An 11,425-nucleotide genomic window follows, 5' to 3' on the forward strand; every position below is an offset into this window, starting at 1 on the left:
CTCGGCAACGAGCCCGCGCCGGAAGGCATGCAGCCCGAGCCCGCCGCCGAGGCGCGCCGGGTCACCGAAGCACCGGTTACAGATGAGGCTGTCGGCTGCCATGCCGGCGCCGCCGAGTTGCGCCGAGCCGCAGAGGCCGCGGGTCAGAGCGAGCTGCTCAAGCGCCTTGCCACCGACTATCCCACCGGACCGCATGATCAGCCCCAGAGCATGTGTCCGGCCTTCGGGTCGCTTCGGGTTGGCCTGCGCATGCGCCGCACCGCCACCGTGCTCTGCGGCTCGGCGTGCTGTGTTTACGGGCTCACGTTCACGAGCCACTTCTACGGCGCCAAGCGCTCGGTGGGCTATGTGCCCTTCGACTCCGAGACGCTGGTCACCGGCAAGGTCTTCGAGGACGTGCGCGAGGCCGTGCACCAGCTCGCCGACCCCGCCAAGTACGACGCGGTCGTCGTGACCAACCTATGCGTGCCCACCGCCTCCGGCGTGCCGCTGCGCCTGTTGCCGAAGTCCATCGACGGCGTGCGCATCATCGGCATCGACGTGCCCGGCTTCGGCGTGCCGACGCATGCGGAGGCGAAGGACGTGCTTGCCGGCGCGATGCTCAAGTACGCCCGCGGCGAGGCGCAGCAGGGCCCGGTGCAGGCCCCCCGCGGTGGTCGCAGCGCCAAGCCCACCATCACCTTGCTCGGTGAAATGTTCCCGGCCGACCCGGTTGGCATCGGCATGTTGCTTGAGCCCCTGGGGCTCGCCGCCGGCCCCGTCGTGCCGACCAGAGAATGGCGCGAGCTGTACGCGGCGCTGGACTGCGCCGCGGTCGCGGCCATTCATCCCTATTACACGAGCTCCATCCGCGAGCTCCAGGAAGCCGGACGGCGCATCGTCGGCTCCGCGCCGGTGGGGCACGACGGCACTGCGGCTTGGCTCGACGCCATTGGCGACGCCTGCAACGTGCCTGCGGCCAAGGTCGCCGCGGCCAAGAACGCCGTGCTGCCGATCATCCGCCAAGCCCTGGCCGCAGCGCCCATCGACGGCACCATCACCGTGTCCGGCTACGAGGGCTCTGAGCTTCTGGTCGCCCGGCTGCTGATCGAGTCCGGCGCCCGCGTGCCCTACGTCGGCACCGCCACGCCGAAGACCGCCTGGTCCAAGCCGGACCTGGATTGGCTGCAAGCGCAGGGCGTCACGGTGCAGTTCCGCGCCGCGCTGGAGCAGGACAAGGCCGCCGTGGATGCGGTGCAGCCGGATCTGGCCATCGGCACCACGCCGGTCGTGCAGCACGCGAAGCAGCAGCGCATCCCGGCGCTCTACTTCACCAACCTGATTTCGGCCCGCCCGCTGATGGGTCCCGCCGGTGCCGGCTCGCTGGCGCAGGTGATCAACGCGGCACTGGCGAGCCGGGAGCGCTTCGAGCGCATGAACGACTTCTTCGCCGGCGTCGGCGACGGCGACACGGCCGGCATTTGGGATCGGATGCCCGAGCCCCGCGCCGCCAAGCCCACGGCTGCGCCCCGGCGCGCGACCGGCAAGCAGGACCGCATCGAGCAGAGCATCGCCGACCAGGGAGGCGACGCCTAATGCTCATCCAAGACCTCGATCGCGCCGGCGGCTACTGGGGCTCCGTGTACGTGTTCACGGCGGTCAAAGGCATGCAGGTCATCATCGACGGCCCCGTCGGCTGCGAGAACCTGCCGGTCACGGCCGTGCTGCACTACACCGATGCGCTGCCGCCGCACGAGCTGCCCGTCGTCGTCACCGGGCTCGGCGAGCAGGAGCTGGGTCAGGACGGCACCGAGCAGGCCATGCGCCGCGCCTTCGCGAGCCTCGACCAGACCAAGCCTGCGGTCGTCGTCACCGGCTCAATCGCCGAGATGATCGGCGGCGGCGTGACCCCGGCCGGCACGACCATCCAGCGCTTCCTGCCGCGCACCATCGACGAAGATCAATGGCAGAGCGCAGACCGCGCCATGGTCTGGCTGTGGCAGCAATACGGCGCCCAAGGCAAGAACAAGCACGGGAAGATGCCGAAGCCGCGCCCGCGCAAGGACGGCGAGAAGCCGCGCGTCAACCTCGTCGGCCCGATGTACGGCATGTTCAACACCTGGTCGGACCTCGCCGAGGTGCGCCGGCTGGTCGAGGGCATCGGCGCCGAGGTCAACATGACCTTCCCGCTCGGCACGCATCTGGACGACATCCCGCGCCTGGTGGATGCGGACGTCAACGTCTGCCTCTATCGCGAGCTCGGCCGCAAGCTCTGCGAGGCGCTGGAGAAGCCCTACCTGCAGGCGCCCATCGGTCTGCACAGCACCACCAAGTTCTTGCGCGCCTTGGGCGAGCTGCTCGGCCTTGATCCCGAGCCCTTCATCGAGCGCGAGAAGCACACGACCATCAAGCCGATCTGGGACCTGTGGCGTTCCGTGACGCAGGACTTCTTCGGCACCGCGAGCTTCGGCATCGCCGCCACCGAGACCTATGCGCGCGGCGTTCGGCACTTCCTCGAAGACGAGCTGGGGCTGCCCTGCAACTTCGCCTTTGCGCGCCGGCCCGGCCACAAGCCCGACAACGAGGCCGTGCGCCAGGCGATCCACACCAAGACGCCGCTGATCCTCTTCGGCGGCTACAACGAGCGGATGTATCTCGCCGAGATCGGCGGGCGTGCGGCCTTCATTCCGGCCTCCCTGCCCGGGACCATTATCCGCCGCCACACCGGCACCCCTTTCATGGGCTACGCGGGCGCGACCTACCTGATTCAGGAGGTCTGCAACGCCCTGTTCGATGCCCTGTTCAACATCCTGCCCCTCGGCACGGACCTCGACCGAGTGGACGCGACGCCGTCGCGCCTCGCCGCCGAGCACCGCCAGTTGCCCTGGGACGCGGAGGCCAAACAGCACCTCGATCGGGCGCTCGAGGCCTATCCGGTGCTGACCCGGATCTCCGCGGCGAAACGCCTGCGCGACGCGGCCGAGCAGGCCGCCCGCGACGCCGGCGACGAGCAGGTCACGGTTGCGCGCGTCCGTGCTGCACGGGACGCGCTCAGTGGCGGGCGTGCCGCGTGATGCGTTGCGAACAGACAGTGTCTCTGCAACGCGCGACGGCACGGCGCCTCGACCACCGGCCGCAACCGGGGGGCGCTCTGCGTCCCACAGGGGCGGCAGAACGTTCGCCAGGTCTGTCCATCCCGGGCGCGGGGTGGTCGGTCCGCCGGAGCCGGGCTCCGGCAGCCGCGGGCACGCTTGCGTGCATCGCCGGCCTGACGGCCCTTTGAACCTCACTGGAGTGTTTACCCATGGCAGACGAGAAATCCATGAGCGGGATCAGCGAAGAAGAGGCACAGGAGTTCCACGGCATCTTCACGCAGAGCATGAGCGGCTTCATCGGCGTCGCGGTCTTCGCGCACCTGCTGGCTTGGTTCTGGCGCCCCTGGCTGTAAGCGGCGCACGCGCCGCGAATCACGAAACGACGTCTTGAAACGCATCGCCCTGCACACCGACGGAACGGCCGGGGTCGGACCCCCACAGCGGCGGCACGCGATGCACCTGGCTCACCCTAAATGCGTAACCCGGAGAGCACTATGAACGCGATCTACAAAATCTGGCTCATCTTCAACCCGAGCCTCATCCTCATTGGGCTGTTCAGCTTCCTGATCGTACTGGCTCTGGCGATTCACTTGATCCTGCTCAGTACCACCGACTTCAACTGGCTGGAAGATGGCATCCCGGCCATCGAGGTTGCGACCTCGCCCGCTGTGCCGCAGCAGATGTAGGGGCCTGAACCGTGACGGCGCCGCCGACGGCGGTCGGCGGCTGCTGTAGAGCTCGCGACGCGGGTGCCACCTCCCCGCGGCACCCATGCAGAGGATTTTCTAATGGCCATGCTGAGTTTTGAGAAGAAATACCGCGTCCGCGGCGGTACCTTGGTGGGAGGGGACCTGTTCGACTTCTGGGTGGGGCCGTTCTATGTCGGCTTCTTCGGGGTCACGTCGGTCTTCTTCGCTACCCTGGGCACGCTGCTGATCATCTGGGGAGCGGTCATCGGACCGACCCAGAACATCTGGCGCATCAACATTGCGCCGCCGGATCTGAGCTATGGGCTCATGATGGCGCCGCTCACCGAGGGCGGTCTGTGGCAGATCATCACGATCTGCGCGATCGGTGCATTCGTGTCCTGGGCGCTGCGCCAGGTCGAGATCTCGCGCAAGCTGGGCATCGGGCTGCACGTGCCCTTCGCCTTCGCCTTCGCGATCCTTGCCTATGTCACGCTGGTGGTCATCCGCCCGGTGCTCATGGGTGCCTGGGGCCACGGCTTCCCGTACGGCATCTTCAGCCACCTGGACTGGGTGTCGAACGTCGGCTACCAGTACCTGCACTTCCATTACAACCCGGCCCACATGCTGGCGATCACGTTCTTCTTCACGAACGCGCTGGCCCTGGCGCTGCACGGTTCTCTGATCCTGTCGATGGTGAATCCGCAGGAAGGCGAGCCGGTCAAGACGGCGGAGCACGAGAATACCTTCTTCCGTGATCTCGTCGGCTATTCCATCGGCGCGCTGGCGATTCATCGCCTGGGCCTGTTCCTCGCCATCAATGCTGCCTTCTGGAGCGCCGTCTGCATCGTGCTGAGCGGCCCGTTCTGGACCAAAGGTTGGCCTGAGTGGTGGAACTGGTGGCTGCAGCTGCCGTTCTGGTCATAAGAGGACAACGACATGGCCGAATATCAAAACATTTTCAACAAGGTCCAGATCCGCGAGCCGGGCTATCCCGGTGTCGCGCTGCCCAAGGGTGAACTGCCGCGTCTCGGCAAGCCGGTATTCAATTATTGGCTGGGCAAGATCGGCGACGCGCAGATCGGACCCATTTACCTCGGCTTCGCCGGGGTAGCGTCGATCCTCTGCGGCTTCATCGCCATCGAGATCATCGGCTTCAATATGCTGGCGTCCGTGAACTGGAGCCCGATCGAGTTCGTGAAGAACTTCTTCTGGCTCGCGCTGGAGCCGCCGCCGCCCGCGTATGGGCTCAGCATTCCGCCGCTCGGCGACGGTGGCTGGTGGCTGATGGCCGGCTTCTTCCTTACCGCATCCATCTTGTTGTGGTGGATCCGTACCTACCAGCGTGCGATCGCGCTCGGCACCGGCACGCACGTGGCGTGGGCCTTTGCGGCGGCGATCTTCTTTTACCTGACGCTCGGCTTCATTCGGCCGGTTCTGATGGGTAGCTGGGGTGAGGCGGTTCCGTTCGGGATCTTCCCGCATCTGGACTGGACCGCGGCGATCTCGATCCGCTACGGCAACTTCTATTACAACCCGTTCCATGCGCTGTCCATCGCGTTCCTGTACGGCGCTGCGGTGTTGTTCGCCATGCATGGCGGCACCATCGTGGCCGTATCCCGCTACGGCGGCGACCGTGAGATCGACCAGATCACCGACCGCGGCACCGCGTCGGAGCGGGCCATGCTGTTGTGGCGCTGGACCATGGGCTTCAACGCATCGATGGAATCCATCCATCGCTGGGCCTGGTGGTTCGCGGTGCTGGTGGTGATCACCGCAGGCATCGGCATCCTGCTCACGGGCACCGTGGTCGAGAATTGGTACCTGTGGGGCATCAAGCACGGCATTGTGGCGCCCTATCCGTCCGAGCTCACGATCCAGGATCCGAGTCTGTTGCAGGGGGTGTCGCAATGAAGACCCTGATTGGCAAATCGCTGGTTCTCGCAGCCGTCGGCGCCGCGGCGCTGATCACCGGCTGCGAGGCGCCACCCCCCGAGGTGGTGCAGAACGGCTATCGCGGTCTCGGCATGCAGACCGTCTACAACACCGACAGGCTGCAAAAGTCGCTGGATGCGAACGTGCCGCCGGAGGCGATTCCGGCCGCGATGGCGAGCGGCGTGAAGGCAAAGGACGTTTACAAGAACGTCCAGGTGCTCGGCGAGCTGGACGTGGCGGAGTTCAACCGGCTCATGGTCGCGCTCACGAACTGGGTGTCGCCGGTCGAGGGCTGCTACTACTGCCACGTGAACGAGGGCTTCGAGTACGACGGCATTTACACCAAGGTCGTCTCGCGCCGCATGATCCAGATGACGCAGGATACGAACGCGAACTGGAAGGACCATGTCGCGGACACCGGCGTCACCTGCTACACCTGCCACCGCGGCAAGCCCGTTCCGGAGTACGTCTGGGTCACGGACCCAGGTCCCGGCCAGCCCTCGATGATCGCGCCGACCGGTCAGAACATCGCGGCGAAGTCGGTGGCTTATGCGTCGCTGCCGTATGACCCGTTCACGCCGTTCCTGTTGCAGGACAACGACGTTCGCGTGATCGGCCAGACGGTGTTGCCGCAGGGCAACCGCAGCTCCATCAAGCAGGCGGAGTGGACCTACGGGCTCATGATGCACATGTCGTCCGCGCTCGGCGTCAATTGCACCTACTGCCATAACAGCCGTTCATTCTACTCCTGGGATCAGAGCACGCCGCAGCGTACCACTGCCTGGTATGCGATCCGGCACGTGCGGGAGATGAATAACGAGTACGTCACGCCCTTGGGCGAGGTGCTGCCGGAATCGCGTAAGGGTCCGCTCGGCGACCCCTACAAGATCTACTGCGCCACCTGCCACCAGGGAGCCTATAAGCCGCTGTACGGCGCGCAGATGCTCAAGGACTACCCGGCCTTGGCGGAGCCGCTGACCGCGCCGGAAGCGACCGAGGCGGCGGAGCCCGCGCCGGAGCAGCAGGCCGCCGCGGCGCCGGCCGAGGTCGATGCCGAGGCACCGGCCGAGGCGGCTCCGGCGGACGATGCACCACCCGCAGCTCCGACCGAGCCGTCCGGCGCGCAACTGTACTACCCGCCGCCGAGCATGATGCAGTACCCGCCGGCGCCGCTGCAGTTCCCGCCGGCACCGGTCCCGCGCTAGGACGGCGGGCAGCTTATCGGCAATGACCCGGACCTCACGGGTGAAGGAACACCCGGTCCACACCGGTCGTCGGCTTAGCCGCCGGCCACCAACCCGACGAACTGAGGCAACAACCATGGCTGATGAAAAAAGCTTGAGCGGGCTGACCGAAGAAGAGGCCCAGGAGTTCCACGGCATTTTCACGCAGAGCATGACCGGGTTCATCGGTGTTGCGACCTTCGCGCACCTCCTGGCCTGGCTCTGGCGTCCCTGGCTGTAAGGCGGCTCGCCGCGCAGCCCATTGGCGGCGGGCATAACGCCCGCCGATTCTGAAGTTCTCAGCGGAGGAATTCCATGCATCGAATCTGGCAATGGTTCGACCCGCGCCGGGCACTGATGGCCCTGTTCAGCTTTCTTTTCGTGCTGGCGCTGGTGATCCACTTCATCCTGTTGATGTCGCCGGGCTATAGTTGGGTCAGCGCCACCAAAGCGCAGGCTCCAGCGTCCAACATGTCGGCCATGCCGCCGGCCCGAACCATCAACTGACGGGCGAGACGGACGCGCCGGCAGCGGGACACCGCGAGGCGCGACCGTCGGCGTCGCACTGTCGAGCCCGGCGTCATGCCGGAACGCCCCTTGGGCAACCCCTGCCGCGGGGGACTGACGCGGCATCGGCCGACACGGCCGATCGAGCAAACTGGAGGTAACTTCCATGGCTGAAGAGAAAAGCTTGTCCGGCTTGAGCGAAGAAGAGGCACAGGAGTTCCACGGCATCTTTGTCCAGAGCATGTCTGGCTTCGTGGGCGTGGCCGCCTTCGCGCACCTGCTGGCCTGGTTCTGGCGCCCTTGGCTGTAGGTCTACGCCTCAGGGTTTCTCCGTACCTCAACCGCACGTGGGATCTGCAGCATGGTGCTGCGCGTTCCCGCCCCTTTCTCTAGGAGATGACACATGCATAAGATCTGGCAGATCTTCGACCCCCGCCGGACCCTGGTCGCCCTGTTCGGCTTCCTGCTGATCCTGGCCCTGCTGATCCACTTCATCCTGTTGAGCAGCGCCGACTTCAACTGGCTCGGCGGCATGTAAGCCGTTCGCGTTGAAGCGGATCGGCTGAGGCCGATCCGACTCAGCGTATGGCTTGATCGGCGTTCACCGCCGCGTGACCTTGGTGCCGCGGCGGTGACTCTCCGGCAAAGCCGTGAGCAATGCTCTGAGCGCTGGGAGAGAGACCACGCGGCGCTTGGGGCCGGCCCCCACGTTCCCGCCGCTGCCGCTGTGGCCCCGCGCCGCAGCCCCATCTCGGACTCACGTACCTTGCACGCACCTGCAGGGGCGCCGGGGTGCTGCTCCACGGATAGGCTCGCGCGCAGACGCACCGAACCGAGTGCCCGGGTTCGACTGCCGGGGTAATCTGCGACGATGCGTCATGGGGCATGGTCCATTTGAGTCAGGTCGGTTAATGCAGTCGCGTCTCAGCATTTCAGAATCAGCCATCAACGCCGCGAGCCCTGGCGTCGCCCCACTCGGGGCCGAGCCACCCGGCCGACGTCCGCCGACGTTGCCGATCTGGCGCGCGCTGCCGCCGTTACTCGACCGCGATCTACTGCGCTTGTTCGAGTCCGCCGCGTTGGCGGGTCCGGTGGTGCGTCTCGATGTTGCGGGCTATCGGCTGATTCAGGTGAGCGATCCCGCGCTGATGCGCGAGGTACTCCTCGACAAGGCCAAGGCCTACCGCAAGGGACGCCTGATGCGCAGACTCGGCGCCGTCACCGGCGAGGGTTTGCTCATCAACGACGGCGAGGTGTGGAAGCGCCACCGCCGCCTCACGAACCCGGCGCTCGCTGCCGGTGCCCTGCCGCGCTACGTGCCGGCCATGCGCCAGGCGGTGGCGGATACCATTGCGCGCTGGCGTCGCCGGGATCCAGCCCAGCCGCTGGATCTGCTCGGTGAGCTGTCGGCAAGTACGCTCGCGTGTCTGTTGGACAGCATCTTCGGCATTCGCGCGGACGCCCGCTTTGCACGCGTCAGCGAGGTCATCCATAGCCTGCTCGACGAACTGGTGCGCCGAGGCAGCGCACTCGTGGCGCCTCCGCTCGCTTGGCCAACCCCCGCCAACTGGGTTTTTCGCCGGCGCATCGCCGAGGCAAACGCCATCCTCGATGACATCATTGCGACCCGCAGCCAAACGCTCGCAGACCACGAAGAGCCCGCGGATCTGCTCGGACAGTGGCTGGTACAGCGTCGGCGGGACGGGGAGCACTTCAGCGACGGCGAGATGCGCGATGAGCTCATGACCATGCTCATCGCGGGGCACCAGTCGCTTGCGATCGCATTGGCGTGGGCGCTGTATCACGTCGCGCAGGATCCCGCGCTGCAAACGCAGCTGCAACAGGAGAGCGACGGGGCGGAGCTGCCCAGCGAGATCGACGAGATAGACAAACTGCCGTTGGCCCGGGGTGCGTTTCTGGAAGCGCTCCGGCTCTACCCGCAGCCGCCGATCCTGCTGCGGGAGGCCATGGCGCCGCACCGGCTCGGCGGTTATCGCATTCGCCGGGGCGACCAACTGCTGCTCTGCTTGCCCGCCTTGCACCGTGGTGCCGAGTACTGGTCGGATCCGGAGCGGTTCGACGCGTCGCGCTATACAGGCTTCAATGTGAACGCAATGATGCAGGGGGGCCATCTTGGCTTCGGCGGTGGTTCCCGCAGTTGCATCGGACGGCGCTTCGCCTTGCTGGAGGGTGTGTTGCTGATCGCCGCCATCGCCCGGGCGTTCACGCTGCGCTTGGCGGCGCCCGATGCCGACCCTGTGCCACCGCGCTTCGCCGGCATGCTCGTACCCGCGCGCCCGCTGCGCGTTCTGGCCACCGCGCGCTGAGCGCAACCCAGCCGAAACGGCACGGACGGGCGCTATGGCGGATTCCTCGGCGAACCGCGAGTCCGGTACTCCCGACCCGGCGCCCACGCTGGCGTCGGACTTAGGGCTCCAGGGTGTCAGCCGGACCTTGCTGATCCCGCTCTATGCCCGCGCGCACGCGGCGACGCTGATGCCGCGCCTCGGCTATGACGACCCCTTTGCGCGGGCGCTGGCGGAAACGCTGCGGCTTACGGTGGCTGACGTCGGCCGCGACCGCTTCACGATGCGGCTCTGCATCGCGCGCTCCGCGGCGCTGCAGGAGGCGCTGTCCGCCCTGCTTGCGCCTGAGCGGTCTGCGGCCCATGGCCCGAAGCGCATGGTCGTGGTGCTCGCCTGCGGCCTCGACACCCTGCCGCAGCGACTCGGCAGCGGTTTGGCGGATTGGATTTGCGCGGATCTGCCGGAGGTGATGGCCCTGCGGGATCGGCTGCTGCCGCCGGTGCCGGGCGTGATCCATGTGCCGGCGGTGCTGCCGGATCACCTTGATGACGTGGCCGCCCGGCTCGCCACCGGGCGGCCAGTGTTCGTGCTGGAGGGCGTCCTGCCCTATCTGTCGCCTGACCAGGTGGTCCAGGCGCTGAGCGCGCTCAGCGCACTGGCGCCGCGCGGCGCCGATGTGCTGGTGGACGGCTATCACCCGGCCCTGCTCGCCTTCGCCCGATTGGGGGACGGCTTCCGCCGCATGCGGGTGCGCTTTCGCTTTGGCCTTGCAAACACCCGCGACTACGCGCGTCTTGCGCCACGGCTGCGCCACCGCCGCGTCTGGGATCTGCTCGCGCGCATCCCGCTCGGCAACCGCAAACGCTGCATCCTGCCCGCTGTGGTCGCGGCCGGCAGGCCATTAGCGACCGTTGTGCAACTGGAGGTGTTGCCGACCTGAGCTGGAGCGACCGGGAATGGACGACGGCCGGCTCGCGGCTGCATTGACTTCACGGCTTTGCTTGACGAGGGACAAGTTTGGTCATGCCGCAGCGATGCGGCTTGCTCTAGGCTTTACAAGTTCAAGCTCACCCTTGGGGTCACGACGCAAATGACCGAATCGACGCCTGCGCCCACACCGGAATCCCACCCCCTGCTGGCCACCATCGACACCCCTGCCGACCTGCGTCGGCTGGAGCCGGCCGGACTCAAGCAACTGGCCGCGGAGCTGCGGGCGTATCTCATCGACAGCGTCTCGCGCACCGGCGGGCACCTCGCCGCCGGCTTGGGCGTGGTCGAGCTCACCATTGCGCTGCACTACGTCTTCGACACCCCCGAGGATCGTCTGGTGTGGGACGTCGGCCACCAGGCCTACCCGCACAAGATCCTCACCGGGCGGCGCGCGCGCATGGACGGCATGCGCCAGAAGGGCGGCCTGTCCGGCTTCCCCAAGCGCAGCGAAAGCGTCTACGACAGCTTCGGCGTCGGCCACTCCAGCACCAGCATCAGCGCCGCCCTCGGCATGGCCATCGCCGCCCGGGCCAAGGGCGAGAGCCGCCAGGTCGTCGCCGTCATCGGCGACGGCGCGCTCAGTGCCGGCATGGCCTTCGAGGCGCTGAACCACGGCGGCCCGCTCGACCCCAACCTGCTGGTGATTCTCAACGACAACGAGATGTCCATCAGCCCCCCGGTCGGCGCCATCAGCAGCCACCTGG

At 67.1% G+C, this 11,425-nt stretch carries 14 protein-coding genes; all 14 read left to right on the forward strand.

Annotated elements, in window-relative coordinates; all coding sequences use genetic code 11:
• Positions 1-27: 27 nt before the first annotated feature.
• Complete coding sequence (gene bchY, locus ML01_RS17665) at positions 28-1,575, forward strand: chlorophyllide a reductase subunit Y (protein WP_082674391.1); 1,548 nt, start codon at positions 28-30, stop codon at positions 1,573-1,575.
• On the forward strand, positions 1,575-3,053 hold the full coding sequence (gene bchZ, locus ML01_RS17670) for a chlorophyllide a reductase subunit Z (protein WP_058556722.1): 1,479 nt from the start codon (positions 1,575-1,577) through the stop codon (positions 3,051-3,053). Before bchY ends, bchZ begins: the two co-directional genes overlap by 1 nt.
• 230 nt (positions 3,054-3,283) lie before the next feature.
• Positions 3,284-3,427 (forward strand): light-harvesting antenna LH1, beta subunit, encoded by a 144-nt coding sequence (gene pufB / locus ML01_RS17675; protein ID WP_058556723.1) that lies wholly within the window; start codon positions 3,284-3,286, stop codon positions 3,425-3,427.
• A gap of 141 nt (positions 3,428-3,568) precedes the next feature.
• Positions 3,569-3,760 (forward strand): light-harvesting antenna LH1, alpha subunit, encoded by a 192-nt coding sequence (pufA, locus tag ML01_RS17680; RefSeq protein WP_173865198.1) that lies wholly within the window; start codon positions 3,569-3,571, stop codon positions 3,758-3,760.
• Between the two features lie 102 nt (positions 3,761-3,862).
• Positions 3,863-4,687 carry a photosynthetic reaction center subunit L gene (gene pufL, locus ML01_RS17685; protein ID WP_058556724.1) on the forward strand — a complete coding sequence of 275 codons (825 nt, stop codon included), beginning with the start codon at positions 3,863-3,865 and terminating at the stop codon, positions 4,685-4,687.
• A gap of 12 nt (positions 4,688-4,699) precedes the next feature.
• Complete coding sequence (gene pufM, locus ML01_RS17690) at positions 4,700-5,674, forward strand: photosynthetic reaction center subunit M (protein WP_058556725.1); 975 nt, start codon at positions 4,700-4,702, stop codon at positions 5,672-5,674.
• The gene (pufC, locus tag ML01_RS17695) at positions 5,671-6,900 is read left to right on the forward strand and encodes a photosynthetic reaction center cytochrome PufC (protein ID WP_058556726.1); all 1,230 of its coding nucleotides are present in this window, start codon (positions 5,671-5,673) and stop codon (positions 6,898-6,900) included. Before pufM ends, pufC begins: the two co-directional genes overlap by 4 nt.
• Positions 6,901-7,015: 115 nt before the next feature.
• Positions 7,016-7,159, forward strand: a complete 144-nt coding sequence (gene pufB / locus ML01_RS17700; RefSeq protein ID WP_058556727.1) for a light-harvesting antenna LH1, beta subunit — start codon at positions 7,016-7,018, stop codon at positions 7,157-7,159.
• Positions 7,160-7,233: 74 nt separating this feature from the next.
• Positions 7,234-7,425 (forward strand): light-harvesting antenna LH1, alpha subunit, encoded by a 192-nt coding sequence (pufA, locus tag ML01_RS17705; RefSeq protein WP_058556728.1) that lies wholly within the window; start codon positions 7,234-7,236, stop codon positions 7,423-7,425.
• Positions 7,426-7,591: 166 nt separating this feature from the next.
• Positions 7,592-7,735 (forward strand): light-harvesting antenna LH1, beta subunit, encoded by a 144-nt coding sequence (gene pufB / locus ML01_RS17710; RefSeq protein WP_058556729.1) that lies wholly within the window; start codon positions 7,592-7,594, stop codon positions 7,733-7,735.
• A gap of 93 nt (positions 7,736-7,828) precedes the next feature.
• Positions 7,829-7,963 carry a light-harvesting antenna LH1, alpha subunit gene (gene pufA / locus ML01_RS27530; RefSeq protein ID WP_082674386.1) on the forward strand — a complete coding sequence of 45 codons (135 nt, stop codon included), beginning with the start codon at positions 7,829-7,831 and terminating at the stop codon, positions 7,961-7,963.
• Positions 7,964-8,435: 472 nt separating this feature from the next.
• On the forward strand, positions 8,436-9,752 hold the full coding sequence (locus ML01_RS17715; RefSeq protein ID WP_058556730.1) for a cytochrome P450: 1,317 nt from the start codon (positions 8,436-8,438) through the stop codon (positions 9,750-9,752).
• A 34-nt stretch (positions 9,753-9,786) separates the two neighbouring features.
• Complete coding sequence (locus ML01_RS17720) at positions 9,787-10,671, forward strand: class I SAM-dependent methyltransferase (protein WP_058556731.1); 885 nt, start codon at positions 9,787-9,789, stop codon at positions 10,669-10,671.
• Positions 10,672-10,821: 150 nt separating this feature from the next.
• Positions 10,822-11,425: 1-deoxy-D-xylulose-5-phosphate synthase N-terminal domain-containing protein (locus ML01_RS17725; protein WP_254045295.1), on the forward strand; the 604-nt coding region annotated here is incomplete at its 3' end.

Origin of the sequence: Thiohalocapsa sp. ML1 (assembly GCF_001469165.1) — a bacterium.
Lineage (GTDB): Bacteria > Pseudomonadota > Gammaproteobacteria > Chromatiales > Chromatiaceae > Thiohalocapsa.